Genomic DNA, 25,417 nt, shown 5'->3' on the forward strand with positions numbered 1-25,417 from the left:
TTCTATTGCTACGCGTGTGTTGGAATATTTTTGCCGATGCGGCCCCCACGCGTGGTGTTTCGAGCGCGAGCCGCATTGCCCCGTGTCGATGCAAGCCGCCTCAGCTTGCCTTCGGTCGCCAGACGATATCGGTTACGGTCAGTTTTCTGGGAACGATCCCGAGATTGTAGAACTCGTCTGCCAACCCCTGCTGGTAAGCGATCGCGGCATCCGTGATGGTCGAGACGCCGCCGAGATCCGCGCCCGGACGCGTCAGCGTCACCCGCGTCACCTCGGCCGGAACGCCGGTGATTTCGGACAATGCCGCAACGGTATCGTCGAGATTGGATTGCGCTGCGGCTCCGACCTTGGCCAGTTCATCGATGACGTCGACGATGACCTGGGGATTGTCCTTGGTGAAATCGCTGTTCGCCAGGAAATAGCTGAAGGAGTCGACGATGCCGCGAGCCGTGGCGAGAATGCGCGTATCGGGATCGGCTTCGGCAATGGCAAGATAGGGATCCCAGATCGACCAGGCGTCGATGGCGCCCGTCTTGAAGGCGGCAGAGGCATCCGGCGGCGCGAGATCGAGTGCCTGGATATCGTCGAGCGTCAGACCGCCCTTGCGCAGCGCCTTGACGGTGACGTTGTGGGCGCTGGAACCGCGCTTGAAAGCCACCTTCTTTCCTTTGAGATCGGCCAGCGTCTGGATGGGCGAATCCTTGCGCACGAGAATGGCCGAGCTTTCGGGACTGCCGGTGTAGAGACCGACATAGAGCAGATTGCCGTTGGCGGCCTGTGCGAAAATCGGCGGCACGTCGCCGGTCGCGCCGAAATCGAGTGCGCCGGCGCCGAGCGCTTCAAGCAGCGGCGGTCCTGATGTGAATTCCGACCATTCGACCGAGATGCCGCGGTCGGAAAGCCGCTTCTCCAGCGAACCCTTGCGTTTTGCCAAGGCCAATACGCCGTTCTTCTGCCAGCCGATGCGAAGGGTCGTCGCTGCGGCCGCCCGCGCCGGTCGCAAGGAGGGCAACGCGAAAGCAGCTGCCGTGGCGCCAAGGAGGCCGAGTGTCTGTCTGCGCGAAATCATCGAGGATCCTTTTCATCACGCCTTGGCGCTTCCGCCGCCACCGGCCTGTTATCGATGCCCGAGGATCGCAAATCTATAAATTATATCGACAAAGGATATTATGAAGTTTCACGCCAATATCGAAATTTCATTCCGAAAAATATCAAAATTCGGAATGAAATTTCAATTGCCATGCCACGGTGACAAGTTGCCCGACAAATCGGTCTTCCGTCCCCCTGGCCTTTCCGCTAAGCCTTCGAGTCAAATTCGGTCAGGGAGTTATGAAATGGCAAAGGTTTCGTTCATCGGCATGGGCGTCATGGGCTATCCCATGGCCGGGCATCTTAAGGTCAAGGGCGGGCATGACGTCACCGTCTATAACCGGACCGCCGCCAAGGCCGAGGCATGGGCCAAGCAATATGACGGCAAGTTCGCCCCTACGCCGGCCGAGGCCGCCGAGGGTGCCGACTTCGTCTTTACCTGTGTGGGCAATGACGACGACCTGCGCTCCGTGACCATAGGCGAGAATGGCGTGCTGTCGAAGATGAAGGCCGGTTCCATCCTCATCGACAATACGACTGCAAGCGCCGAAGTCGCCCGTGAACTCTACGCCGCCGCCAGGGAAAAGGGTGTCGAGTTCATCGACGCGCCGGTGTCCGGCGGTCAGGCAGGCGCGGAAAACGGCATTCTGACCGTGATGTGCGGCGGCGATGAGGCCGTATTTGAAAAAGCCCGCCCGATCATCGACGCCTACGCCCGGATGATCGGCCTCATGGGTCCGGTCGGCGCGGGTCAGCTGACCAAGATGATCAATCAGATCTGCATCGCCGGCATCGTCCAGGGCCTCGCCGAAGGCATTCATTTCGGCAAGCAGGCCGGGCTGGACATAGAGAAGGTTGTGGATGTCATCTCCAAGGGTGCCGCAGGCTCCTGGCAAATGGAAAACCGCCATAAGACGATGAATGCCGGCAAATACGATTTCGGCTTCGCGGTCGACTGGATGCGCAAGGATCTCGGCATTGTGCTTGAAGAAGCCCGCCGCAATCAGGCCAAACTACCGCTGACGGCCCTCGTCGACCAGTTCTACGGCGATGTCCAGGCGATGGGAGGCAACCGCTGGGATACCTCCTCGCTGCTTGCGCGCCTGGACAGGAAATAACGCCCGGCCAGCGCCGGGATACGATATCGGCTGAGCGCCCTCGCGGCGCTCAATCCTCGTTCGACTTGGCATTCTCCAGCAACATGTAGTCGAGCGGCAGTTCCGTCGAATATTTGATCTGCTCCATGGCAAACGCCGAGGAGACATCGCGGATTTCGATCTTGGCGATCATCCGCTTGTAGAAGGCATCGTAGGCGGCAATATCCGGAACGACGACGCGCAGCAGATAGTCGACATCGCCGCTCATGCGATAGAATTCCACCACTTCCGGAAAATCGGCAATCACTTCGGAAAAGCGCTTCAGCCATTCGATGGAGTGGCTGTTGGTGCGGATGGACACGAAAACCGTGACCTTGGTGTTGACCTTTTCGGGATCGAGCAGCGCCACGCGGCGGCGAATGACGCCATCCTCCTCCATCTTCTGGATACGGCGCCAGCATGGCGTCGTCGACAATCCGACCTTCTTGGCAAGATCGGCCACGGCCAGAGTGGAATCCTCCTGCAAGAGGCGGAGAATTTTGCGGTCAAGACGGTCCATTTAAGCATCCCTTCGAATTATATTCTCTCTATAGCCTATTTTAAGGGAGAGAAAAGAAACTTTTTCTCAAGGAAGCAGAGTTTTCACACGTTGCTGTAACACAGGAAGCAGCTCGGACTCGAACCAGGGGTTACGTTTCAACCAGCCGCTGTTGCGCCAGCTCGGATGCGGCAATGGCAAGATCGCCGGCGACCGGTTGGTCAGGAGATAGCGCCGCCACTCCGCGACGGTCTCCGTCATCGAGGCCATGCGCTGCGCCCCGAGGTGCCATGCCTGCGCATATTGACCGATCGTCAGGATCAATTCGATCTGCGACATGGCATCCATGACCCGCTGCCTCCACAATGGCGCGCACTCCCGGCGCGGCGGCAGATCGCTGCCGGCGGCATCGTAGCCGGGAAAACAGAAGCCCATCGGCACGATGGCGAAGTGATCCGGATTGTAGAAGCTCTCGCGATCCACCGCGAGCCATTGCCGCAGACGGTCGCCCGAGGCATCGTTGAACGGCAATCCGCTCTCGTGAACGCGCAATCCCGGCGCCTGCCCCGCGATGAGGATCCGCGCGGTCGACGACAGGGTGACAACCGGCCGTGGTTCGTGCGGCAAGCGATCCGCCTCGCCCTTGGCCGGCATGTCCCGACAGAGGCGGCAGGCGGCAATCGCCGAACGCAGGACCTGCAATTCGTCTTCCCGCGTCATGGCGCACTCCATCCGACGATCTCTCGCAGATATCCGAACAATCCGGCGATCGGATCATTCCCATCGGCATGCGTCATGCGCTCCTCGCGCCGATAATCGCTCGGCCTCTCGAAATCGCCGGCCCAAAGGCCGGCCTTTGCCTGCCGCGCGATGCGCTCTTCGTTGGAATAACCGCCATACGAAACGGCCATGCCCTTGCGAACCATGGCAGCGTTGATATCGAAATCTCCGGCGACGCAAGTCACCAGCAGGCGGCCGTAGCGATCCCTCTCCCGCCCGCGGCACTCGGGCGCGGCAGTCTTAATCATTGTGGCGAGCGCGTTTCGCGCCTCTTCGCCGCAGGCCCAGTCAGCGCCGTCGCGCCGGCAGCGTTGCCGATATTCGGGGGCATCGATCCCTTTGAGCCTCAGGCGCTCGCCATTGGTGGAAAGCGTATCGCCATCGACAACATAAAAGCTACCGTTTTGAACCAGTTCCGGTCGATTGTTCATCTTCAGTGCGAGCAATGCGAGAATGGCGAGCAGAGCGAAAGTGGCCACGCCGTCGCGAAACAGGCGGCCTGACCGCATCACCTTCTTGCCTCCTTTAAGAACAAATCCTTGGCGAAGATGGCAAACAAATCATTTCGGCGCAGCATCTTCTTAAGGTTTGGACGCTAGTCTGTAGCCTCAGGCAGGCCAAGTATCAATGTAACCATGAGCACCGGCGTCAGCACATCGACAGATAAAAACATTGTCGACCGATCGCGCAGTCACCGTAACAGGGCTGTATCGAAGGCCGTGCGGCAAACGCGCGAGCGCCTGCAAAGCGGCCATAGCCGCAATTTCGATCGAGAACTTATCATGATGCATATCGACACGTTGCGGCAGAGCGCCGCCGTCGTGCCGATCTTCGTCATCGTCGTTGCCGTTCTCGGCCTCTACCTGACGCGCGAGGCGGGCATTTTCTTATGGACCGTCCCGATCCTGACGGCGCATGCGGTCAACATGCTGATCGGACGGCGTGCGAAGAAACAGGAAATCACCGCCGAACGCGCCAGGAAGTGGCGGCAACTCCTGTTGCTGGGCCAATTGCTCGTCGGCTTCTGTTGGGCTCTCTTCGCCATGCAGGGCTGCGCGACATGCGGAGGCGACAGTTTTGCGCTCTATAAGGGCACCATCCTGCTCGTGGCGATCTGCATCACGGCGATGTCCAGCTTCATGCTGCCGCGCGCAGTGCTCTTCTCTTTCGCGCCGGCCACGGTTGCGCTTGCAGTGACGGCCGCCCTCACCCACAAGCCATCGGACATCGCGCTTACCGCGGCCGTCTCGGTTGCCGTGGTGTTCTTCACGTTCATCACCAACCGCATGTATCAGTCCAACCTGAAGATCCTTTCCTTCCAGTCGGAGAAGGACGATCTGATCGCCGAGCTGGAAGTCGCGAAATCCATGTCCGACGAGGCCCGCCGGCGCGCCGAGGAAGCGAACCTCGCCAAGTCTCGCTTCCTGGCCTCCATGTCGCATGAGCTCAGGACGCCGCTGAACGCCATACTCGGCTTTTCCGAAGTCATGTCGGCCGAGGTCATGGGGCCGCTGAACAACGCGACCTACCGCGAGTACACCAGCGACATCCATCGATCCGGACAGCACCTGCTCAACCTGATCAATGAAATCCTCGATCTCTCCCGCATCGAAGCCGGCAAATACGAGTTGAACGAGGAGGCGATTTCGCTCCTCGATATCGCCGAGGATTGCATCGGCATGGTGCAGCTGCGCGCCCGCGCCAAGAATATCTCGATCTCCTCGCAATTCGAAGCGCAACTCCCCGCCGTCTGGGCCGATGAGAAATCGTTGCGCCAGGTGATCCTCAATCTGTTGTCGAACGCGGTGAAATTCACGCCGCAGGGCGGCGAGATCAGCGTCAAGGTCGGCTGGACGGCCGGCGGCGGCGAATATGTGGCCATCAAGGACAACGGGCCTGGCATTCCCGAGGAAGAGATACCCGTGGTGCTCTCCGCCTTCGGACAGGGCTCCATCGCCATCAAGAGCGCGGAGCAAGGCACAGGCCTCGGCCTGCCGATCGTGCAGGCCATTCTCGCAAAGCATGACGGTCAGTTCGTGCTGAAATCAAAGCTGCGGGAAGGCACGGAAGTCATCGCCATCCTGCCGGCCAAGCGCGTGCTGCAAAGCCTGCCGGCTGTCGAGGATGCCCCGCTCGTCGAGCGGCGCAGAAAGAGCTTCGCCTGAGAAAAGGCAGGCTCGGCGCATGAATCGGTTCACGCGATTCCGGACGGAAAATCGTCGCGCACTTTTCCTGGAAACGCTTTAGCGGAACAGCAGGTGGCTGCCGATAACGTAGAGAAGGTAGATCCCGGAAGCGACCAGCATGCACAATACGGCGAATGAACCGAGATCCTTGGCATGCTTGCCGACATTGGAGATTTCCGGCGAAATGCGGTCAATCACCTCTTCCACCGCCGTATTCATCGCCTCGATCGCGAAGACGCCGAGGAACAGCACCATAGCAACGACGATCTCGCCGATGGTCGCGCCGACGGCGATCAACAGGATCAGCGCAACGGCAGCAAAGAGCAGTTCCTGTCGGAAGGCCGACTCCTGCAACAGCCGTTGAAAGCCGCCCCAGGAATAACCGGCAGCGGCAAAGAAATGCCGGATACCCGTTTCCTTGGTGACTGCTGGTTTCGAAAACTCGGCCATTCCCGTTCCGCCCGTCATGTTCCGGTTTAAAGTTCGACGCTTTGCGAATACCGCCTCGCCGTGGGCGAAGCAAGGCGGCAGCTCGAGCCAGCCTCGGAATTCATTACAGATTTGTGACGAAAACCGATAGTCTACAGGGAAATTCGGCGGCAAAACGCCCGTCTCAACATATTGCCGCTTTCGTTTTCAGTGCTTGTTGGTAACGCCGGCGCTTTCGAACGTCGCCATGCCGGAATGGCATGCGGCCGCAGCCTTGACGATGCCGGCTGCCAGCGCGGCCCCCGTTCCCTCGCCGAGCCGCATGCCGAGTGCCAGAAGCGGCGTCTTGCCGAGCTTCTCGATGGAGCGCAGATGGCCAGGCTCCGCCGAGACATGTCCGATCAGGCAGTGATCGAGCGCGGAAGGGTTGGCCGCCTTGAGAATGGAGGCCGCAGCCGTCGCCACATAGCCGTCGACGATGACCGGAATGCGCTCCATGCGCGCGGCAAGGATGGCGCCGGCCATGGCGGCGATCTCGCGGCCACCGAGGCGACGCAGGATTTCCAGCGGATCGGAGAGGTGGTCGCGATGCAGCGCCACCGCCTTCTCGACTGCCGCCACCTTGCGCTTCAGCATCTCGCCTTCGGAGCCGGTGCCGGGGCCCACCCAGTCTTCGGCCTTGCCGCCGTAGAGTGCATAATGAATGGCAGCGGCGATCGTGGTGTTGCCGATGCCCATCTCGCCGATGCAGAGCAGATCGGTGCCGCCGGCAATCGCCTCCATGCCGAAGGCCATGGTCGCGGCGCAATCGCGTTCGCTGAGCGCCGGTTCTTCGGTGATGTCGCCCGTCGGAAAATCAAGCGCAAGGTCGAAGACTTTCAGACCGAGATCGTATGCGACGCAAATCTGGTTGATGGCTGCGCCGCCCGCAGCGAAATTCTCGACCATCTGCTGGGTGACGGATGGCGGAAACGGCGTAATGCCCTGCCTGGTGACGCCATGATTGCCGGCGAAGATCGCCACCAGCGGCCGGGTGACGGCCGGCGGCCGGCCGGTCCAGGCGGCAAGCCAGAAGGCGATTTCCTCAAGCCTTCCAAGCGCGCCGGGCGGCTTGGTGAGCTGTGCGTCACGTTCGCGCGCAGCCACGAGTGCCCGGGCATCCGGCCCCGGAAGGTCGCGCAGCAATGCGCGGAAATCGTCGAATGGGAGGCCGCTGACGCTCATGAATGCGTTCCTTGTCTTTTGGTCTCAAATCGGGTTCTTTGCGTGCGACTCTATTAGTCTTCGGAATCGGCGCGAACAACTCCAAAAGCGCCCGATGCTGTCGCTCGCATGGCGGGGAGAGGAAGAAATGCGGGAATATATGCGCGACACGGCGCGCGCCGTCGCCTTTCTCAGCCGTATTCCGGTGGCATCATCCTTTTTCGAGGGTTATGACGGCAGGCTTGCGCGCGTGTCTCGTGCTTTCCCCCTCGCGGGCCTGTTGATCGTGGTGCCGGCCGCCCTCGCCTTCGCCGTGCTGCTCGATCTCAGAGCCGATCCCCTGATGGCGGCGCTGCTGGCGCTCACCGTGCAGACCATCACGACCGGCGCGCTTCATGAGGATGGGTTGAGCGATACGGCGGATGGGCTCGGAGGCGGCAAGGACCGCGAACGCGCACTTGTCATCATGAAGGACAGCCGCATCGGCACCTATGGCGCAGCCGCGCTCATCCTCTCCTTCGGCTTGCGGGGCGCGGCACTGGCCGCCCTTGCCCGCCACCTGCAGCCCTTGGACGCCGGAATTGCCATTCTTGCGACCGCGGCGCTGAGCCGGGGCGCGATGGTCTGGCACTGGTACGCTCTGCCTCCCGCCAAGCCGGATGGAATAGCCGCCTCCGCAGGCAGGCCGGATGGTGATGCCATGCAGCTGGCGCTGATCGCCGCGCTCGGCCTTGCCATATTGCTTGTCGGGCCTGCCCTTGGCGTTCCGGCGCTCGTCGCCTGCCTTCTGGCGACCGGCGCCGCAACCTTTCTCGCCACCACATACATACGGCAAAAACTGTCCGGCCATACCGGCGACACCATCGGCGCGACCCAGCAGATTTGCGAGATCGCGTCCCTCTGCACCCTTGCCATGTGCGTTTGAAGCATCGATATATGATCTCATGCTCACACCCTGCATCCTAGTCTGCTCCATCGACCAAGCGACCGGCTATTGCTTCGGCTGCGGCCGCACATCGGCGGAAATCGGTGCATGGATGACCTATAGCGACGACGAACGCCGCCAGATCATGGAGGCGCTTCCGGAGCGTCTGACGAAAGTCGAGCGCAAGCCGCGCAGGGAAACCCGCCGCCAAAGAATGGCACGGGAGCGCAGCGCCGTATGAACCGCCTGAACATCGTTCTCGCCATTCTCGGCATCGGTCTCGCTCTACTCATCTTCAACAACAATACCGGCTCGACCTTCGGCATGCGCAACGACGACTTCGCGCGGGTCGTCTATCTCCTGCCGATTGCCCTGATGATGAGTGCCGCCGTCTGGGCAAGCCGCTACACCGTCAGCCAGTCGATCCGCAATCTCCTGATCTGGCTGGTCATCATCATGGCGCTCGCCACCGCCTATATCTATCGTCACGATGCCGAGCAGGTCGGCAACCGTGTCTTCGCCGGCCTGATGCCGGGCCACGCCGTCGTCGTCACCACGAGCGAAGGCGGCCAGGAGGTCATCCTTCACAAGCGTTCGAACGGGCATTTCGAAGCCGTGGTCAAGATCAACGGGCAGCCGATCGACATGCTGATCGACACCGGCGCCAGCACCATCGCCTTGTCGCAGGAAGACGCCGAGCGCGTCGGCATCATTCCGGAAAACCTCACCTATTCCATGACCGTTTTGACGGCCAACGGCCGCGCAAGGGCAGCTCCGGTGGAACTCGGCTCCGTGGCAATCGGCCCGATCAGGCGCCGGGACGTCGAGGCGAGCGTGGCCGAAGCCGGCAAGCTCGATCAGAGCCTGCTGGGCATGAGCTTTCTCGAAACCCTGGGCTCGATGCAGATGCAGACCGACGAACTTCGGCTTCGCGATTGATGGAAGCGCACAACCGGATTCGATAGTTCGGCGGGAAGCGAAGCATTCCCCCATCCCTTCACTCTAAAGACGGCAATTCCGAACCGCACGAAGAGTGAGACCCATGGCGCCTGCAAGAGCCAACCCAACCACGGAACTGCTGCTTCTCCTTGCCCTCGCAACTTGCTGGGGCGCCTCCTACACCTTCATCCGCATCGGCGTGGCGACCATTGCGCCGATCACGCTGATTGCCGCGCGCACCTTGATCGCCGGTCTCGTTCTGCTGGCGATCATCCGCTGGCGCGGCCTGCGCCTGCCAAGGGATGCGGCGACATGGAGGCGCTTCCTCATCCAGTCCTGCCTCAACAGCGCCGTTCCCTTCACATTGATTGCCTGGGCGGAACAGACGGTCGATGCCGGTCTCGCCACCATATTGAATTCCGCGACACCCATCTTCGCCTTCCTGATCGCCGCATTCCTGCTGCGCAGCGAACCGCCGACCGGGCGCAAGCTGTTCGGCGTGATGGCCGGCATGGCCGGCATCTGCCTGATCATCGGCCTCGATGCGCTGCATGGCATGGGCAGGCAGTTGCTGCCACAGCTCGCCGTCGTCGCGGCCTCGATCTGCTATGGCTGCGCAGCCCTGTTCGGTCGCAATTTCAAGGAGTTGGACCCGATGATGCCCGCAGCGGGCTCGCTTCTCTGCGGCGCTGCCCTTCTCATTCCCGCCGGGCTGGTTTTCGAGCATCCGTGGCAGATCGTGCCGTCGACGGCTTCCGTCCTAGCGCTACTCGGCCTGTCGGTCGTTTCGACCGCGCTGGCGTTCAGCATCTACTTCCGGCTCATCCAGACCCTTGGCTCGGTCGGCACGACGGCACAGGCCTATCTGCGCGTCCCGATCGGCGTCGGCATCGGCGTGGCCTTCCTCGGCGAGCCGCTGTCCCCGACGGCAGCCATCGGTCTCGTCTGCGTCGTGGCAGGGGTCATGGCGATGACCATCGCACCGCGCGAGAAAATCGCGGCGGGATGAACCCCGCCGGGTTCGACGGGCGCCGGGCGCTCAGGTCAGCAGAGACAAGTCGTCCCATGCGAAAACGAGATTATCAGAGCGCCAGATCGGCCCCGGATCGGTGTACCGGCCGACCGGTCGTCCGCCAAGCGCGCGATAGAAGGCGATTGCCGGTTCGTTGCCGACGACGACGCCGAGCCCGACTGCCGAATACCCCATCGATGCGACCTCGAGCGCCAGCTCGTGCATCAACCGGCGACCAAGCCCCTGACGCTTGACGGAGGCATCGATATAGAGCGACTTTATCTCGCAACGGTGGCCAAAGGCGGGCTCGGATGGCGCGGCAATGGCGCCGATGCCGACGAGCCGCCCGTCCTGGACTGCCAGCAGCACATGCTGATCCTTCCGGGGATTGGCGAGCAGATCGGCCCATCGCACGCGGCGAAAATCCTCGTCCAGCGCGCGATAGACGTCGGCAGGCGCAAGATCGCGATAGGTCTCGCACCAGATCGCGCGATGCAGCCTTGCGATATCGGCGACGTCGTCGACGCGGGCCGGCCTGATGGTGATTTCAGTCGTCACCCGGCATTCCTCAGAACCGTGCTTCGCAACGCGCCGACAAGATAGAGCGAACCGGTCACAAGCACCCAGCCGCCGCGTTCGGCCGCCTTCGAAATGGCGCGATCCAATGCCTTCAGCGGGTCCGGTTCAGCCTCGCCCGCCATGCCCATGGATGCCCAGAGTGCGTCCAGTTCCTCTGCCGCATGGGCATGGCCGGAACCGGATGCTTCGGTGAAGACGGCATGGGAGACGTAGCGCGACAGCACGCGCAGAAAGCCAGGCGCATCCTTGTCGGAAGCCAAGGCGACGACGGCGACACAATCGCCGCCGACGCCGGGCGAACGTGTGATGTCGCGCAGCACAGCCTCGATATTGAACGGCACATGCGCGCCGTCCATCAGCATGGGCACCGCCTGCCGCCCGTTTCGCAATGCAGGCGGCAGCGCGAAGTCGAAGCGCTCCATCCGGCCCGGCAGGCGAGCCTTGGCGACCACGGCAGGTTCGAGCAGCCACGCACCGACGGGCTGGCCCGCTTCGCTCCCAGGATGAACACGCTCGCCTTGTCGCCCCAGATGGTCGAATACCAGGCCGACCAGTGCGATATTCGTGTCCGCAATGGTCGCATCCTTGCGAAGGTCCGTCCGCAGCACCTCGCATCCGAGTTCATCGGCACGCTGCTGCAGGACCTCGCCCGCCTCATCGTTGGCCGCGAGCGTGGTGACAAGCACCGCGCCGGGCTTCAGGATGCCGACCTTCTCGCGCGCGATCGCCTCCCGCGTGCCCCCAAGAATCTCCGTATGTTCGAGCGCGATATTGGTGACGATGGCAATCTCGCCAAAGACGACATTGGTAGAATCCAGCCTGCCGCCGAGCCCGACCTCGACGACGACCCAGTTCAAGCCGGCATCTGCGAATACGACGAAGGCGGCGGCCGTTATCACGTCGAACCAGGTGGCCTCCTCCCCGGCGGTCGCGGCTCGCTTTGCGCTTTCATAACAGTCCAGAACCTGCATGATCGCCTTCGCCAGCGCGTCGTCCCCGACTTCCTGGCCGAGAACGCTGACGCGCTCGTTGACCCGGTCGACATGCGGTGACGCGTAGCGGCCGATTTTCCAGCCGGCCCGCAGCAATCCGGCTTCGACAAGCGCGCTGACAGAGCCCTTGCCCTTGGTGCCTGCCACATGGATGGCGCGAAAACTCCGGTGAGGGTTGCCCAGGCGCTGCATGAGATCGAGCATCGGCTCAAGGCCAACCCGCATCTCTCCGCGCGGCTTGCGCTCCCAGTTGGTCAGTTGGTCGAGCCGGCGAAGAGCATCGGATAATGCCTGCCTGGAATGGGACTGCGACATGGGGTGCCTTTTTCAACGATTTCCATGCGGCGACGAAACCGCAAGCTTCCTTAAACCCGCCGCACCCGCACCGCCATCAGTTTCTCAGCCGATAGCCGGTCCGGAAGATCCATCCCAGGATGGCAAGGCAGATGACGAGGAAAAGCGTGATCATGGCAAGGCTCAGCACCGGGTTGACATCGGCGATGCCGTAGAAGCTCCAGCGGAAGCCGCTGACGAGATAGAGAACCGGGTTGAGATGGCTGACCGCCTGCCAGAAGGGCGGCAGCATGTTGATCGAATAGAAGCTGCCGCCGAGGAAGGTGAGCGGCGGCACGACCAGCATCGGGATCAGGTTCAGCTGCTCGAAATTGCCCGCCCATATGCCGATCATGAAGCCGAACAGGCTGAAGGTCACGGCCGTCAGCACGAAGAACAGGATCATCATGAACGGGTGCTCGATCCTGATGTCGACGAAGAAGCTCGCGGTCGCCAGGATGATCAGGCCGATCAGCATGCCCTTGGTCGCCGCAGCCCCGACATATCCGAGAACGATCTCGGCCATGGCGACGGGGGCCGACAGCACCTCATAGATCGTGCCCGTGAATTTCGGGAAATAGATGCCGAAAGAGCCATTGCTGATGCACTGGCCGAGCAGGGTCAGCATGATCAGGCCGGGCGTGATGAAGGCCCCATAGGAAACGCCCTCGACCAGATTGATGCGCGAACCGATCGCCGCACCGAAGACGATGAAGTAGAGCGAGGTGGAAATGACCGGCGAAACCACGCTCTGCAGCAATGTGCGGCGCGTGCGGGCCATTTCGAAAGCGTAGATGGATTTGATCGCCTCGAAGTTCATTTGCCTGCTCCTACCAGCGATACGAAAATATCCTCGAGCGAGCTCTGGCGCGTCGAAAGATCCTTGAAGTGAATGCCCTCGGCAGCAAGCTTCGACAGCAGGGCAGCAATGCTCGACTGTTCGTTCTGCGCATCGAAGTCATAGATCAGCGTGATGCCGTTCGGCCCGAGCGAAAGCCCGTTGCCCTCGAGACAATGCGGAATGGCTTCCAGCGGTTCGTTCAGGTCGAGGATAAGCTGCTTGCGGCCGAGTTTGGCCATCAGCGCCTTCTTTTCCTCCACCAGCAGCAGCTCGCCGCCATTGATGACGCCGACGCGATCTGCCGCCTCCTCGGCCTCCTCGATGTAATGGGTCGTCAGGATGATGGTGACGCCGGAAGCGCGCAGGCGCTCGACCACATGCCACATGTCCTTGCGCAGCGTCACATCGACACCGGCCGTCGGCTCGTCGAGGAACAGGATTTCCGGTTCGTGCGAAAGCGCCTTGGCGATCAGCACGCGCCGCTTCATTCCGCCGGAAAGCTGGCGAAGCATGTTGTCTTTCTTGTCCCAGAGCGAAAGATCGCGCAGGACTCTTTCGATATATTCCGGGTTCGGCTTCTTGCCGTGAAGACCGCGCGAAAACCGCACCGTGTTCCAGACTGTTTCGAACTGATCGGTGGTCAATTCCTGCGGCACCAGCCCGATCAGGCTGCGCGTGGCGCGAAAATCGCGCACGACGTCATGGCCGCCGACCGTCACGGACCCCCCGCTCGGGTTGGCGATGCCGCAGACGATGGAAATCAGCGTCGTCTTGCCGGCGCCGTTCGGCCCCAGCAGCGCCAGGATTTCGCCCCGCTCGATGTCGAGATCGACGCCTTTCAGCGCCTGGAATCCGTTGGAGTATGTTTTCGTGAGATTACGGATAGAAATGATCGGAGCCATGGCGAGGCAAAATCCGGCTTTTGTGATGATTTTCGCGGCGTTTGCCCGCTATATAGCCGGTTTAGCGCTTTGACCACCCCGCGGTGGTGAAACACAGCGTTCGTCTAAGCCAAATAAGCTGTCATCAAATCGTGACCTTCGTCGGGCATATACCAGCCCCAGGTGAGCAACGTTTGTCGCAACTCCGCCCAATGCCTCTTGGCGGCACCGTCAGCGCCTGTTGTACTGGCCGATTTATTGCCCTCGCATTGATATTGCACGCATCATTGCAAAAATGAAATTCTTTTCTGGAGCAGGCAAGGATCCCCCGTCGTTGCCACGCGCCACTCAAGCCGGCACTCGCCGGCTTTTTCTTTTTCGCCGGCTTGCGAACGGCAAAGCAATCGTCACCAGCTGCCGTTCACGCCGCAACCGGCCGGCGGCAAGGTCCTGTGCTCGAACCGCGCCTTCAGCATCTCGCAACCCTCGTCGCGAATGGGTCCGGGCATCATGGTGTTGAGACCGATGCCCACTTCGTCGAACGGATCGTCGGCATAGGCGACATAAGCATACCAGCGGCCGCCGATGACGATGACGATGGCAACCAGCGCGGCAATGAGCGCCCTTCCCAGGCTTCTTTTTCGTTTCGGTGCGTCTTCCATGAAATCCTCTATGCCGGGGCGGCGCACTTAAGCCCGATTCCCCTCGAAAGGTAAATCGGCCTCACGGTCCTGCAAGGGTGAATGCCGCTCCGGCAGGGAGCCGGTCAAAGGCTGCAGTAGCGCCGGCCACCCTTCCGGTCCCTGAGGTCGAAATGGAAATGATTCCAATGCTCGGGATTGCTGCCCGGCCCGAGAACCGTATCGAAATAGCGGCAGCTGTCGACGCGAACGGCCTTGAGCAGCTGGCCTTCGCGGAAGGAGAAAAGCCCCTTCTTGCGCACGTCGATCACATGACCGTTCTTCAGGATGAAGGTGCCGACATCGATGGCGTTGCCGTGGGCATGCTCGGACATGGGATTGTAGCGTTGCCGGCTGTTGTTCATCCGCCGGCAGGAATAGCCGCCGAGCGGCACGATGGTGCCGATGCCGGACCAGTAACGCGTTCGCGCCGCCGGGGCGAGCTCGTTCTTTACCCATTTGGCGAAAGCCAGCGTCACCTGGCAGTTCAAGGTGACGGCGGGCCTGACGGCGATGTTGCCGGAAAGACCGCTGAGCGAGATCGGATAAGGGACCTGGCAAGCCGCACCGTTGGATATGGCCGGCTTGTCCGTATAGACGACGCCCATGCGCCTCAGTTCCTGGCGGCAGGCGACTTCCGAAGGCGGCATCATGCCCGGCGTCGATTGCGGCGCTTCGAACTGCTGATCGAGACGCGGCAGCGGATTTTCGATGCGCGGCAGCATCGCGACCTGGGTTCCCGGCTGCTGGCGCGGTATCCGCGACTGATTGAGCTCGGCCTGCACGGCTGGCCTCTGGAGCGTGGAGCGATTGGTCTGCACCGGCGTATCCGTGCCGATGCCGCCGACGACGGGCTCGTCCGACTGGCCTTCGGCGATGTTCTGCTGTTCTTCCTGCGCCAGTCCCACCACCGATGGGGACTGCGCCTCCTCGCTTGGCCCGACGCCGAGTTCGGCATCCATATTGACGCCTTGAGACGGAACATCCGATTGGCGCGCCAGCCCGGTTTCGACATCCGACGTGGTCACGGCCTCGCCGGTTCCCGTGGAACGAGCGGGACCATTGTTATAGTTGCTCGAAGCGGAAACGACGGGATCCTGCACGCCCTGATAGGCGAATTGCCGCTGCGGCACGCTGCGATGCGGCTTGATGGAGCCGACGCGCGAGGAGTTGTCGATGCCGGAGGGCGGCACGAGACTGTCTGCCGTGCAGGCGACCAGCGCAGACGACAATAGCAATGGCAGCGCGACCCGCCGTAGAATGGGTAAAATGGTCATACTCCTGATCCGCTGCCCCAGCCACGGTCGGTAACGATGACAAATCCTAAATGGGAAGGGTGAACGAATGCTTACCGCAGCGGATCGCGATGTTCCGGGGCGGCACGCCATGGCGCGGAAACCGGCTGAAGCACCGCCCGCGGCCCACAGAAGTCCCTTGCGGAAATGCCCGATACGGCTTTTCCATTGCGGCCGGATTGCATAGGTTGAATACCGGAATCGGGCAGCACGACAGGAGCAGATGAATGAACGACAGCGTCAAACCGAGAGGCGAGCTGACATTGCGCACGCTGGCCATGCCCGCCGACGCCAATCCCGCCGGCGATATTTTCGGCGGCTGGGTCATGGCGCAGATGGATTTGGCGAGCGGCATCCGCGCTGCGGAACGCGCGCGCGGCCGCGTCGTCACGGCAGCGGTCAAGGAAATGGCGTTCGAGTTGCCGGTCAAGATCGGCGACACGCTGAGCGTCTTCACCGATATCGAACGCGTCGGCCGCACATCGATCACGCTGAACGTCGAGGCCTGGGCGCACCGTGCACGCTACAACACGCTGGAAAAGGTGACTGGCGCAACCTTCATCATGGTCGCGCTCGACGAGAACGGGGCGCCGAAGGCCGTATCGGAGGAGAGCTGACGCGATGGGCGCGCACACACCGGAAGTCTACGTCTATATCAGGACGGTCATGAGCATGGTGATCGGCCTTTCGCTCGCCCAACTCCTCACCCGCCTCGCCGGTTTCGTGCAATCGCCCGGCAAGAACAAGATCTACCTGGTCCACATCGGCTGGGTGCTGTCGATGTTCCTGTTCATCATCCATTTCTGGTGGTGGGAATACCGGCTGCAATCCGTCGCGCAGATCAATTTCGGCGTCTATCTCTTTCTCATTTGCTTCTGCTGCCTTTTCTACTTCCTGTGCGTACTGCTGAACCCGCCGTCGGTCGAGGACTACGGCGGCTTCGAGGAATATTTCATCTCCAGACGCGGCTGGTTTTTCGGCCTGCTTGCCGTGACCTACGCCGTCGATCTCATCGATACGCTGTTGAAAGGCGAGGCCTATTTCCACTCGCTCGGCTGGGAATATCCGACGCGCAACATCGTCTACATCGTCCTGTGCATCGTTGCCGCCATCACCGCCAACCGACGTTTCCAGGCGGCATTCGTGATTGTCGGGCTGATCTATCAGGTCACATGGATCTTTCGTCTCTATGACGTGCTTCCGGGATAGGCATCCCATTCCCGGCGATAAAATGGCAGCCATTTCGATGCGCTGCGATCATTGACCAAGACATCGCCATATTGTTCAGATCGATTGCCGTCCGAGACGCAGGTGGGAGACGCAGCCTTGAAGATGAAGAGCTATGCATTGGGTTTGGCGATCGCTCTTTCGCTGCCGTGGCTCGCCCATGCCGAAGACCCCGCGCCCGGACCGGCCAGTACGACGATCGACCTCAAATACTGGGTGGAATTCGCAAAGCAGGGCAATCCGGCAGCGCAATACGGGCTGGGCTATCGCTATGCCAATGGCCAGGGCGTCGAGCAGGACGACGAACAGGCGGTCGATTGGTATCGGAAAGCGGCCGATCAAGGCAATGCTCAGGCGCAATATGCGCTGGCTTATATGTATGCCAGCGGTCGCGGCGTCGATGCGGACATGAAGCAGGCGAACGACTGGTATATGAGGGCGGCGCAACGCGGCAACGCCGACGCTCAATATGCGCTCGGCTACTCCTATGCCAATGGCCGCGGCATGGATGCCGACAGCGAAGGCGCAGTCGGCTGGTACAGGAAATCCGCCGCCCAGGGGCAGGCTCAGGCGCAATATGCGCTCGGCTACATGTATGCCAACGGCCTCGGCGTCCAGCAGGACCAGGCGGCCGCGCTCGATTGGTACCGCAAGGCGGCCGATCAGGGCCGCTCCGACGCCCAGTACGCGCTCGGCTATATGTACGATAACGGCCAAGGCACCGAAGAAGATCTCGCAAAGGCCGTCGACTGGTACAGGAAGGCGGGCGATCAGGGCAACGCACAGGGCCTGTATGCCGTCGGCTACGCCTATGCCAACGGCAGAGGTGTCGAGCGGGACGATGCCGAAGCCTATGCCTGGTATATGAAAGCCGCCGAAAAGGGCCGCGCCGATGCGCAGTATGCCGTCGGCTACAGCCTTGCGAACGGCCTCGGCGTCGCGCGGGACTACCGGCAGGCGCTGCAATGGTATCGCAAATCCGCCGATCAGGGGCGTTCAGACGCCCAATATGCCATCGGCTATCTCTATGCCAACGGTCAGGGCGTGAAAGTCGACGACGACAGCGCCGTCAGATGGTATCGCAAGGCGGCCGGCCAGGGTGACGCGCAAGGCGAATACGCCCTGGCCTACATGTATGCGGGCGGGCGTGGCGTTGCGAAGAACGACGCCAAAGCGTTCGAATTGTATGCGAAAGCCGCCGGCCAGGGCCATGCCGATGCGCAATATGCCCTGGGCTACATGTACCAGAGCGGCCAGGGAACGAAGCCGGATAAGGCGGCCGCAGCCAACTGGTATCGCAAGGCGGCTGACCAGAACAATTCGCAGGGCCAGTATGCCCTCGCCTACCTTTATTATCAGGGTGACGGCGCGGCCAGGGACTACGGTCAGGCCGCAGAGCTGTTTCGCAAGGCGGCCGAGCAGGGCGATGCCCGCGCGGAATACGGCCTTGGATATCTGTATTATAATGGGTATGGCGTGCCAAAGGACTCCACAATTGCCGCCGACTGGTTCAACAAGGCGGCAGCGAAAGGATTGCCGGAGGCACAGCATGGACTCAGCTATATGGCAGCCAATGGCGAAGGCCCCATCAGGGATCTCGGACCATTGAGACAAGGAGCCACAGGGCAGAAGGCCGCCTCCGATATGACGGGCTGGGTCATATTTCATTTGCTGATGGCGCTCGTGCCCTGACGGTCGCGAAGTGCTTGCCATCTTGATTCAACGGATTTTCGACTGAGGGGTAGATCGTGAACTGGAAGAAGGGGGCCATCGGCTTGCTTTTCGCGCTGGCGTCCATGGGGGCAGCGCACGCCGATGTCGGACGCAACGGCTTCGATCGCGGAGAGTTCAAATCCGGACTGGATTACTGGCGCCCGTTGGCCAACAAGGGCAACGTCGCGGCACAGATAAAACTCGGGCAAATGTACGAGGAAGGCGACGGCGTCGAGAAGAATCTCACCCAGGCTCTGAACTGGTACAGGAAAGCGGCCGATCAGGGGAACGCCGAAGCGCAATTCAACGTCGGCACCATGTACGATCAGGGCGAGGGAATCACCGCCGACAAGAGCCAGGCCATTCTATGGTACAGGAAGGCGGCCGATCAGGGATATCTCAACGCGCAATACAATCTCGGTGTCGTCTACGACACCGGCCAGGGCGTCACGCAGGACAAGCCGCAGGCTTTCGCCTGGTACAGCAAGGCCGCCGAACAGGGCGATGCGGACGCACAGTTCAACGTCGGCACCATGTACGACCAGGGAGACGGCGTCGGGAAGGACAAAGGCAAGGCCGTCCTTTGGTATGGCAAGGCCGCCGCGCAGGGCAAAGTCGAGGCGCAGTTCAATCTCGGCATCATGTACCGCGATGGCGAAGGCGTCGCCAAGGATGGCGCCGCCGCCCTCTCCTGGTTCCGCAGGGCGGCCGACCAGGGAGATGCCAGTTCCCAGTTCAATATCGGCGCCATGTATGCCGATGGCGACGGCGTCAAGCAGGACGATGCCCAGGCGATCGCATGGTTCCTGAAAGCCGCCGCGCAGAACGACGTCGAAGCGGAATACAATCTCGGCGTCATGTTCCGCGACGGCGAAGGCATCGCCAAGAACGGTCCCCAGGCGATCTACTGGTTCAAGCGCGCGGCGGAGCATCGCTATGCCGACGCCGCCTATAATCTCGCCATGATGTACCGCGACGGCGACGGCGTCCCGGCGGATGCGGCCAAGGCGGCGGAATGGTTCCGCAAGGCAAAACACCTGGGCTATGACGGCGGCGGCGAAGCACCGGATGATTCATCGGGCGAACAAAGCATTCCGATATGAACTGGTTGGGCAGGCCGAACGCTCTCGTTCGGCCTCCTGAATCTCCTGTCATTGCTCCCGGCCAATTGCGGCAGAGCAGGCAACGCCTGCGAATCGACGGGCGCGACGCGCCATGTGGGCATCGCGACACGCGTCGACCCGGCGGGAATGCATGGGCTTCCCTCCTTCCATTCATCAAGCCGTAACCATCAAATGATGGGGATTGCCTTGGCAAGTGAAGAGATGGAAGACTATGCGGCGCCGGGCCTGATTTGCTGCTTCTTCTCTTGCAAGGATAGATCGCTGTGAACCTGAAATATCCCATATCCTCCTTCTCGTTCCTGCCGCCTCTTCGCATGGCTTTGCTCGCCTCCGCGATTGTGTTGCCTTTCTCTCCGCTTCCGATGGCGGCAGGGCCGGCGCAAGCGGCGCCCGGCTCGTGCTGGTCGCTGTTGCAAAGCAAATTCGGCCCGCAGATCGAGAAATCGGTGAACGAGGCCGATCCGTGCAAGAAACTGCCGGGCGTCGATCATAAGGACAAGTTCGAGGTGAAGTCGCTCGATGTCTGCGACGCTCCGGGCGGCGGCGTGCAGATCAACGCGCATGCGGAAATGGCCTGCAAGTCTCATGGAGTGCTGAAGACGACGCTCAAAGGCCAGCTGGACGCTTCCATGACGGTCGATGTCGGCGCATGCCACATCACCGACATGCACCTCGGAATCAACGGCCCCATCGGCGAGTTGATATCCTCCGTCGGAGGGCTGCAGGATCTCGCGCGCGGTTTTGCCCAGGCCAAGATCTCCGAAATCTGCGGCAAATAATAATGGCAAAGGGCCGGCGCGAAACACCGGCCCCTCCCAATTCAGATAGCAAAGCGGCTCATACGCGCATGGCGCTATCGGTTCGCTCGGCATCCTTGCTGCCGAACCGGACGCCTTTCTTCTCGAAGCCGAAGCCGGCGAACAGCGCCACCACGACGGCCACGATGCAGGCGACGATCAACAGCGCGAGCGCATAGTCCCCGTTCCACTGCTTTGCCAGCCCTGCCTGGATCGACGCATTGCCCGACGCCAGCAGATTGCCGAGCTGATAGGCAAATCCGGGGAACGTGCCGCGCACCTCGTCCGGCGACAACTCGTTGAGGTGCACGGGGACGATGCCCCAGGCGCCCTGCACGAAAAGCTGCATCAGGAACGCGCCGATCGCGATCATCACCGGCCCCTGTCCATAGACCCAGAGCGGTGCGACAGGGATGGCAAGAAGCGCGGCAATGACGATGGTCCGCCGCCGGCCCCAACGTTGCGACAGGGCACCGAACGCCAGGCCGCCGACGATCGCGCCGATATTGTAGACGATGGCGATGGCGCCGACCGTATAGGAATCATATTGCCGCTGCGTTTCGAGGAAGGTCGGATAGAGGTCCTGAGTGCCGTGACTGAAGAAATTGAACGCCGTCATCAGCAGCACCGCCCAGATGAACAGCGGGACATTCTCGCGCAACACGGTCAGGAACGGCCGCTGCGGTTTCGACTGCCGCTGCAGGAAGGCGGGAGACTCCTCCACATTGCGCCTGATGTAGAGCACCAGCAGCGCCGGCACCGCGCCTACGATGAACATGCCGCGCCAGCCGATCACCGGAAACAGCAGGAAGAAGACGATCGAGGCGATCAGATAGCCGGAGGGATAGCCCGCCTGCAGAATCCCCGACACGAGGCCGCGCGAATCCTCGGGTATCGTCTCCATGACAAGCGATGCGCCGACACCCCATTCGCCGCCCATGGCGACGCCGAAAAGCGCGCGCAGCACGAGGAACATCGTCAGGCCGGTCGAAAAGCCCGTCAGGAACTCGAAGATCGAATATAGAAGCACATCGACCATCAGGGTCGTTCGCCGCCCGAAGCGATCCGCCGCGAGCCCGAAGATCAGGGCGCCGAGCGGCCGCATGGCGAGAGTCAGGAAGATGGCCACGGCGACGGCCGGGACATCGGTGTGAAATTCTTCGGCTATGTGTTTGAGAACGAAAACCAAAATGAAGAAATCGAAAGCGTCCAGCGTCCAGCCGAGATAGGCTGCGATGACGGTGTTGCGTTGCTGGGGCGACAAGGAACGTAAGCTATCCAATGCGGTCATCATGATCCTCCGACCGGATGGCGGCGGCGAAGCGGGCGATACCGGGTGCCGTCGAAGCTGGGGGAACCCGGCATCGGGCCGGGCATGTCGACGTTGCGGCCGGCTCCTCCTTGGGCGCCTGCGAGGATCGCGCTATACGGACTTCGGGATCGGCAATAACGCGTCGGCCGCCCTTGGGTTGTAACATATTTGACATCTCCGGCGAATGGAAAAATCCGCCCCTCTGTTTCCCTTTTGTACTCTTTGCCCCTTCACATCCGTACGATCTGTCGCCATATTCGCCTCATGGCCAGATCACCGAAAAAATCCCCCGCCCCGACCGGTTTCGAAGAGGCGCCGCAGGCACCGTTTGAAGGCGCGCCACTCAGCGGCAGCGTCTCCGATTGGGTCAAGCAGCTCGAAGCGGACGCCGAAGCGTCTGCCGTCGAGACTCAGCGCGAGATTGCCTCGAAGGCAGGCAAGCACCGCAAGAAGGTGGAAATCGCCGCGTCGAAATCGGCGCGCGGCACCTCGATGGGCGGTTCGACCGATCCGAAGACGCGCGCCGCCGCCGGCCTCAACCCGGTCGCCGGCCTCGATATTTCGCTCGAGGATGCCGACAAGGTATCGCCCGGCGGGGTGACGGCGACCGTGGAAGCGCTGTCGAAACTGATCGAAAGCGGCAATCCGCTCTTCAAGGACGGAAAGCTCTGGACGCCGCACCGCCCTGCCCGCCCGAACAAATCCGAAGGCGGCATCTCCATCCGTATGGTCTCGGATTATGAGCCGGCCGGCGACCAGCCGACCGCCATCCGCGATCTCGTCGAGGGTCTGAACAACGGCGACCGCAGCCAGGTCCTGCTCGGCGTCACCGGCTCGGGCAAGACCTTTACCATGGCCAAGGTGATCGAGGCGACGCAGCGCCCGGCCGTCATCCTGGCGCCGAACAAGACGCTGGCCGCCCAGCTCTACTCCGAATTCAAGAACTTCTTCCCCGACAACGCGGTCGAGTATTTCGTCTCCTACTACGACTACTATCAGCCGGAAGCCTATGTGCCGCGTTCAGATACCTTCATCGAGAAGGAATCCTCCATCAACGAGCAGATCGACCGCATGCGCCATTCGGCGACGCGCTCGCTGCTGGAGCGCGACGATTGCATCATCGTCGCCTCGGTCTCCTGCATATACGGTATCGGCTCGGTCGAGACCTATACGGCGATGACATTCCAGATGAATGTCGGCGACCGGCTGGACCAGCGCCAGCTTCTCGCCGACCTCGTGGCGCAGCAATACAAGCGCCGCGATATGGATTTCATTCGCGGGTCCTTCCGGGTGCGCGGCGACACGATCGAGATTTTCCCCGCCCACTTGGAGGATGCCGCCTGGCGCATCTCCATGTTCGGCGACGAGATCGACGCCATCACCGAATTCGATCCGCTCACCGGGCAGAAGACCGGCGATCTGAAATCGGTGAAGATCTATGCCAATTCCCACTACGTCACGCCGCGCCCGACACTGAACGGCGCCATCAAGGCGATCAAGGAAGAGCTGAAAATCCGGCTTGCCGAGCTGGAAAAGGCCGGACGTCTGCTCGAAGCGCAGCGTCTGGAACAGCGCACTCGTTATGATGTCGAAATGCTTGAGGCCACTGGCTCCTGCGCCGGCATCGAGAACTATTCGCGCTACCTGACCGGCCGCAACCCCGGCGAACCGCCGCCGACGCTGTTCGAATACATTCCCGACAACGCATTGCTCTTCATCGACGAAAGCCACGTCTCCGTCAGCCAGATCGGCGGCATGTACCGCGGCGACTTCCGGCGCAAGGCGACGCTTGCCGAATACGGTTTCCGCCTGCCCTCCTGCATGGACAACCGGCCATTGCGCTTCGAGGAATGGGATGCCATGCGCCCGGATACGATCGCCGTTTCGGCGACGCCGGGCGGCTGGGAAATGGAGCAATCCGGCGGCGTCTTTGCCGAACAGGTCATCCGCCCGACGGGCCTCATCGATCCGCCCGTCGAGGTCCGCTCGGCCCGTACGCAGGTGGACGACGTGCTCGGCGAAATCCGCGAGACCGCCGCCAAGGGCTATCGCACCCTCTGCACCGTGCTGACCAAGCGCATGGCCGAAGATCTCACCGAATATCTGCACGAGCAGGGCGTGCGCGTGCGCTACATGCACTCCGACATCGACACGCTGGAACGCATCGAGATCATCCGCGATCTTCGCCTCGGCGCTTTCGACGTGCTCGTCGGCATCAACCTGCTGCGCGAAGGTCTCGATATTCCCGAATGCGGCTTCGTCGCCATTCTCGACGCCGACAAGGAAGGTTTCCTGCGTTCGGAAACGTCGCTGATCCAGACCATTGGCCGTGCCGCCCGTAACGTCGACGGCAAGGTCATCCTCTACGCCGACACCGTTACCGGCTCGATGAAGCGGGCAATGGACGAGACCAGCCGCCGCCGCGAAAAGCAGATGGCCTACAACCTCGAGAACGGCATCACGCCGGAATCGGTCAAGGCGAAGATTTCCGACATTCTCGACAGCGTCTACGAGAAGGATCATGTTCGCGCCGATATCGGCGGCGTCTCCGGCAAGGGCTTTGCCGATGGCGGCCACCTCGTCGGCAACAATCTGCAGGCCCATCTCAATGCGCTGGAGAAAGCCATGCGCGATGCGGCAGCCGACCTCGACTTCGAAAAGGCCGCCCGGCTGCGCGACGAGATCAAGCGCCTCAAGGCCGTCGAGCTTGCCGCGATGGACGACCCGCTGGCGCGCGAGGAAGCCAAAAGCCTTGAGAGCAAGAACGGCCGCGCCAATCCGTCGAGGCTGGCTCCTTCGGGCTCGGCATCTCAGGACGAGAGCGGAGCGGGCGCCGAGGCGCAGCGCTCCTCGAAGAGCTACTTCGCCAAGCCCACCCTCGATGAAATGGGTCCCGGCAGCGACGGCGGCACTCCGCTTTTCCGTAGGAACACGCTGGACGAGATGACGGTCGGCCGCACCGAGAAGCCGGTGCTGGGCAAGGTGCCGGACAAGCCGATCACGCGGGCAAAGCCGGGTGTCGGCTCCTACGAGGATCCGGTGGACGAGAAGCAGCGCAGGGCGCGCACGAAAGGCAAGACAGGCCGGCCCGGACGATAGGACGGATTCCAAAGGCCATGCCCTCTAGCGATGTTGGGCGGACGCTGCTGTTGACGTCGCAAGACCGCGAACCGCGCGGGACTGCTGGCCCTTGCGCGATGTTTACCTCGGCGGAAAACCGGAGTTCCGGAAATCTTGGATCTGTCACTGAGACGCAAAGGCTCTTGCCAAGCGGCGATAAGGCGCCTTTTGCAACCGCGTTTCATGCTGGCGTCTCACCAATAGATAGCAAGCTTATTATACGATTTGAAAATAATAGATTCGTTATGCATCGAAGTGGACGATGCTCAACCGATTGATTTTCCTGTCGTTCCGCTCCCCGTCTAAAACACCCCTTGCCTTTTTC

Annotated in this window: 25 protein-coding genes; 12 read left to right on the forward strand and 13 right to left on the reverse strand. The window is 61.7% G+C overall.

Annotated features, from left to right (window positions below; genetic code table 11):
* Positions 1–100 precede the first annotated feature (100 nt).
* Positions 101–1,069 (reverse strand): aliphatic sulfonate ABC transporter substrate-binding protein, encoded by a 969-nt coding sequence (locus ACJJVH_RS07640; RefSeq protein ID WP_412065022.1) that lies wholly within the window; start codon positions 1,067–1,069, stop codon positions 101–103.
* Positions 1,070–1,223: 154 nt separating this feature from the next.
* Between ACJJVH_RS07640 and ACJJVH_RS07645 the strand changes: the two genes are divergently transcribed.
* Positions 1,224–2,207, forward strand: a complete 984-nt coding sequence (locus ACJJVH_RS07645; protein WP_412065023.1) for an NAD(P)-dependent oxidoreductase — start codon at positions 1,224–1,226, stop codon at positions 2,205–2,207.
* 49 nt (positions 2,208–2,256) lie between these two features.
* On the opposite strand, the gene ACJJVH_RS07650 is transcribed toward ACJJVH_RS07645, so the two are convergent.
* The 3 genes from ACJJVH_RS07650 to ACJJVH_RS07660 form a co-directional block, all read right to left on the reverse strand.
* Positions 2,257–2,745 carry an Lrp/AsnC family transcriptional regulator gene (locus ACJJVH_RS07650; RefSeq protein ID WP_069613098.1) on the reverse strand — a complete coding sequence of 163 codons (489 nt, stop codon included), beginning with the start codon at positions 2,743–2,745 and terminating at the stop codon, positions 2,257–2,259.
* A 66-nt stretch (positions 2,746–2,811) separates the two neighbouring features.
* On the reverse strand, positions 2,812–3,444 hold the full coding sequence (locus tag ACJJVH_RS07655; protein WP_412065024.1) for a uracil-DNA glycosylase family protein: 633 nt from the start codon (positions 3,442–3,444) through the stop codon (positions 2,812–2,814).
* On the reverse strand, positions 3,441–4,016 hold the full coding sequence (locus tag ACJJVH_RS07660; RefSeq protein WP_412065025.1) for a thermonuclease family protein: 576 nt from the start codon (positions 4,014–4,016) through the stop codon (positions 3,441–3,443). The genes ACJJVH_RS07655 and ACJJVH_RS07660 overlap by 4 nt, the downstream gene beginning before the upstream one ends.
* Positions 4,017–4,139: 123 nt before the next feature.
* Between ACJJVH_RS07660 and ACJJVH_RS07665 the strand changes: the two genes are divergently transcribed.
* Complete coding sequence (locus ACJJVH_RS07665) at positions 4,140–5,669, forward strand: sensor histidine kinase (protein ID WP_112797697.1); 1,530 nt, start codon at positions 4,140–4,142, stop codon at positions 5,667–5,669.
* A 78-nt stretch (positions 5,670–5,747) separates the two neighbouring features.
* On the opposite strand, the gene ACJJVH_RS07670 is transcribed toward ACJJVH_RS07665, so the two are convergent.
* Together ACJJVH_RS07670 and cobT are read right to left on the reverse strand one after the other, a co-directional pair.
* Positions 5,748–6,140: a diacylglycerol kinase gene (locus ACJJVH_RS07670; protein ID WP_112798142.1), complete on the reverse strand. Its 393-nt coding sequence runs from the start codon at positions 6,138–6,140 to the stop codon at positions 5,748–5,750.
* 186 nt (positions 6,141–6,326) lie between these two features.
* Positions 6,327–7,343, reverse strand: coding sequence for a nicotinate-nucleotide--dimethylbenzimidazole phosphoribosyltransferase (gene cobT / locus ACJJVH_RS07675; protein WP_113371267.1), 1,017 nt, complete (start codon positions 7,341–7,343; stop codon positions 6,327–6,329).
* Between the two features lie 127 nt (positions 7,344–7,470).
* Between cobT and ACJJVH_RS07680 the strand changes: the two genes are divergently transcribed.
* The 4 genes from ACJJVH_RS07680 to ACJJVH_RS07695 all read left to right on the forward strand — a co-directional run bounded on the left by ACJJVH_RS07680 (position 7,471) and on the right by ACJJVH_RS07695 (position 10,195).
* On the forward strand, positions 7,471–8,247 hold the full coding sequence (locus ACJJVH_RS07680; protein WP_112798144.1) for an adenosylcobinamide-GDP ribazoletransferase: 777 nt from the start codon (positions 7,471–7,473) through the stop codon (positions 8,245–8,247).
* Between the two features lie 19 nt (positions 8,248–8,266).
* Entirely contained in the window at positions 8,267–8,488 is a 222-nt protein-coding gene (locus tag ACJJVH_RS07685; protein ID WP_112797701.1) for a DUF1289 domain-containing protein, read from the forward strand.
* On the forward strand, positions 8,485–9,186 hold the full coding sequence (locus tag ACJJVH_RS07690) for a TIGR02281 family clan AA aspartic protease (RefSeq protein WP_112797702.1): 702 nt from the start codon (positions 8,485–8,487) through the stop codon (positions 9,184–9,186). Before ACJJVH_RS07685 ends, ACJJVH_RS07690 begins: the two co-directional genes overlap by 4 nt.
* A 103-nt stretch (positions 9,187–9,289) precedes the next feature.
* Positions 9,290–10,195 (forward strand): EamA family transporter, encoded by a 906-nt coding sequence (locus ACJJVH_RS07695; RefSeq protein WP_113356755.1) that lies wholly within the window; start codon positions 9,290–9,292, stop codon positions 10,193–10,195.
* 30 nt (positions 10,196–10,225) lie between these two features.
* On the opposite strand, the gene ACJJVH_RS07700 is transcribed toward ACJJVH_RS07695, so the two are convergent.
* The 6 genes from ACJJVH_RS07700 to ACJJVH_RS07725 form a co-directional block, all read right to left on the reverse strand.
* On the reverse strand, positions 10,226–10,756 hold the full coding sequence (locus tag ACJJVH_RS07700; RefSeq protein WP_412065026.1) for an N-acetyltransferase family protein: 531 nt from the start codon (positions 10,754–10,756) through the stop codon (positions 10,226–10,228).
* Positions 10,753–12,084, reverse strand: coding sequence for a bifunctional folylpolyglutamate synthase/dihydrofolate synthase (locus tag ACJJVH_RS07705; protein WP_412065027.1), 1,332 nt, complete (start codon positions 12,082–12,084; stop codon positions 10,753–10,755). Before ACJJVH_RS07705 ends, ACJJVH_RS07700 begins: the two co-directional genes overlap by 4 nt.
* 76 nt (positions 12,085–12,160) lie before the next feature.
* A complete protein-coding gene (locus ACJJVH_RS07710; RefSeq protein WP_112797710.1) occupies positions 12,161–12,922 on the reverse strand; it encodes an ABC transporter permease in 762 nt (253 codons plus the stop codon).
* Positions 12,919–13,845, reverse strand: coding sequence for an ABC transporter ATP-binding protein (locus ACJJVH_RS07715; protein WP_113404736.1), 927 nt, complete (start codon positions 13,843–13,845; stop codon positions 12,919–12,921). The genes ACJJVH_RS07710 and ACJJVH_RS07715 overlap by 4 nt, the downstream gene beginning before the upstream one ends.
* Positions 13,846–14,231: 386 nt before the next feature.
* On the reverse strand, positions 14,232–14,486 hold the full coding sequence (locus ACJJVH_RS07720; protein WP_113404737.1) for a hypothetical protein: 255 nt from the start codon (positions 14,484–14,486) through the stop codon (positions 14,232–14,234).
* A gap of 104 nt (positions 14,487–14,590) precedes the next feature.
* Complete coding sequence (locus ACJJVH_RS07725; RefSeq protein WP_113434847.1) at positions 14,591–15,781, reverse strand: extensin family protein; 1,191 nt, start codon at positions 15,779–15,781, stop codon at positions 14,591–14,593.
* A gap of 245 nt (positions 15,782–16,026) precedes the next feature.
* Between ACJJVH_RS07725 and ACJJVH_RS07730 the strand changes: the two genes are divergently transcribed.
* The 5 genes from ACJJVH_RS07730 to ACJJVH_RS07750 all read left to right on the forward strand — a co-directional run bounded on the left by ACJJVH_RS07730 (position 16,027) and on the right by ACJJVH_RS07750 (position 20,642).
* The gene (locus tag ACJJVH_RS07730; protein WP_112797717.1) at positions 16,027–16,416 is read left to right on the forward strand and encodes an acyl-CoA thioesterase; all 390 of its coding nucleotides are present in this window, start codon (positions 16,027–16,029) and stop codon (positions 16,414–16,416) included.
* A gap of 4 nt (positions 16,417–16,420) precedes the next feature.
* Complete coding sequence (locus ACJJVH_RS07735) at positions 16,421–17,008, forward strand: hypothetical protein (RefSeq protein WP_112797719.1); 588 nt, start codon at positions 16,421–16,423, stop codon at positions 17,006–17,008.
* Between the two features lie 123 nt (positions 17,009–17,131).
* Positions 17,132–18,718: a sel1 repeat family protein gene (locus ACJJVH_RS07740; RefSeq protein WP_412065147.1), complete on the forward strand. Its 1,587-nt coding sequence runs from the start codon at positions 17,132–17,134 to the stop codon at positions 18,716–18,718.
* A gap of 56 nt (positions 18,719–18,774) precedes the next feature.
* Positions 18,775–19,842 (forward strand): SEL1-like repeat protein, encoded by a 1,068-nt coding sequence (locus ACJJVH_RS07745; RefSeq protein ID WP_412065028.1) that lies wholly within the window; start codon positions 18,775–18,777, stop codon positions 19,840–19,842.
* 284 nt (positions 19,843–20,126) lie between these two features.
* Positions 20,127–20,642: a hypothetical protein gene (locus ACJJVH_RS07750; RefSeq protein WP_113371274.1), complete on the forward strand. Its 516-nt coding sequence runs from the start codon at positions 20,127–20,129 to the stop codon at positions 20,640–20,642.
* Positions 20,643–20,700: 58 nt separating this feature from the next.
* On the opposite strand, the gene ACJJVH_RS07755 is transcribed toward ACJJVH_RS07750, so the two are convergent.
* Entirely contained in the window at positions 20,701–21,951 is a 1,251-nt protein-coding gene (locus ACJJVH_RS07755) for an MFS transporter (RefSeq protein WP_112798148.1), read from the reverse strand.
* A 285-nt stretch (positions 21,952–22,236) separates the two neighbouring features.
* On the opposite strand from ACJJVH_RS07755, the gene uvrB reads away from it, so the two are divergent.
* Positions 22,237–25,071: an excinuclease ABC subunit UvrB gene (gene uvrB, locus ACJJVH_RS07760; protein ID WP_412065029.1), complete on the forward strand. Its 2,835-nt coding sequence runs from the start codon at positions 22,237–22,239 to the stop codon at positions 25,069–25,071.
* Positions 25,072–25,417 lie beyond the last annotated feature (346 nt).

Origin of the sequence: Rhizobium sp. SYY.PMSO, assembly GCF_046840415.1 — a bacterium.
Classification (GTDB): domain Bacteria; phylum Pseudomonadota; class Alphaproteobacteria; order Rhizobiales; family Rhizobiaceae; genus Rhizobium.

Excerpts from the sequence above, each read along its gene's own strand:
- ACJJVH_RS07640 (WP_412065022.1), bottom strand. The coding sequence starts at position 1,069 with ATGATTTCGCGCAGACAGACACTCGGCCTCCTTGGCGCCACGGCAGCT.
- ACJJVH_RS07645 (WP_412065023.1), top strand. The coding sequence starts at position 1,224 with ATGAAATTTCAATTGCCATGCCACGGTGACAAGTTGCCCGACAAATCG.
- ACJJVH_RS07650 (WP_069613098.1), bottom strand. The coding sequence starts at position 2,745 with ATGGACCGTCTTGACCGCAAAATTCTCCGCCTCTTGCAGGAGGATTCC.
- ACJJVH_RS07655 (WP_412065024.1), bottom strand. The coding sequence starts at position 3,444 with ATGACGCGGGAAGACGAATTGCAGGTCCTGCGTTCGGCGATTGCCGCC.
- ACJJVH_RS07665 (WP_112797697.1), top strand. The coding sequence starts at position 4,140 with ATGAGCACCGGCGTCAGCACATCGACAGATAAAAACATTGTCGACCGA.
- ACJJVH_RS07670 (WP_112798142.1), bottom strand. The coding sequence starts at position 6,140 with ATGGCCGAGTTTTCGAAACCAGCAGTCACCAAGGAAACGGGTATCCGG.
- cobT (WP_113371267.1), bottom strand. The coding sequence starts at position 7,343 with ATGAGCGTCAGCGGCCTCCCATTCGACGATTTCCGCGCATTGCTGCGC.
- ACJJVH_RS07680 (WP_112798144.1), top strand. The coding sequence starts at position 7,471 with ATGCGGGAATATATGCGCGACACGGCGCGCGCCGTCGCCTTTCTCAGC.
- ACJJVH_RS07685 (WP_112797701.1), top strand. The coding sequence starts at position 8,267 with ATGCTCACACCCTGCATCCTAGTCTGCTCCATCGACCAAGCGACCGGC.
- ACJJVH_RS07690 (WP_112797702.1), top strand. The coding sequence starts at position 8,485 with ATGAACCGCCTGAACATCGTTCTCGCCATTCTCGGCATCGGTCTCGCT.
- ACJJVH_RS07695 (WP_113356755.1), top strand. The coding sequence starts at position 9,290 with ATGGCGCCTGCAAGAGCCAACCCAACCACGGAACTGCTGCTTCTCCTT.
- ACJJVH_RS07705 (WP_412065027.1), bottom strand. The coding sequence starts at position 12,084 with ATGTCGCAGTCCCATTCCAGGCAGGCATTATCCGATGCTCTTCGCCGG.
- ACJJVH_RS07710 (WP_112797710.1), bottom strand. The coding sequence starts at position 12,922 with ATGAACTTCGAGGCGATCAAATCCATCTACGCTTTCGAAATGGCCCGC.
- ACJJVH_RS07715 (WP_113404736.1), bottom strand. The coding sequence starts at position 13,845 with ATGGCTCCGATCATTTCTATCCGTAATCTCACGAAAACATACTCCAAC.
- ACJJVH_RS07720 (WP_113404737.1), bottom strand. The coding sequence starts at position 14,486 with ATGGAAGACGCACCGAAACGAAAAAGAAGCCTGGGAAGGGCGCTCATT.
- ACJJVH_RS07725 (WP_113434847.1), bottom strand. The coding sequence starts at position 15,781 with ATGACCATTTTACCCATTCTACGGCGGGTCGCGCTGCCATTGCTATTG.
- ACJJVH_RS07730 (WP_112797717.1), top strand. The coding sequence starts at position 16,027 with ATGAACGACAGCGTCAAACCGAGAGGCGAGCTGACATTGCGCACGCTG.
- ACJJVH_RS07735 (WP_112797719.1), top strand. The coding sequence starts at position 16,421 with ATGGGCGCGCACACACCGGAAGTCTACGTCTATATCAGGACGGTCATG.
- ACJJVH_RS07740 (WP_412065147.1), top strand. The coding sequence starts at position 17,132 with ATGAAGAGCTATGCATTGGGTTTGGCGATCGCTCTTTCGCTGCCGTGG.
- ACJJVH_RS07755 (WP_112798148.1), bottom strand. The coding sequence starts at position 21,951 with ATGACCGCATTGGATAGCTTACGTTCCTTGTCGCCCCAGCAACGCAAC.
- uvrB (WP_412065029.1), top strand. The coding sequence starts at position 22,237 with ATGGCCAGATCACCGAAAAAATCCCCCGCCCCGACCGGTTTCGAAGAG.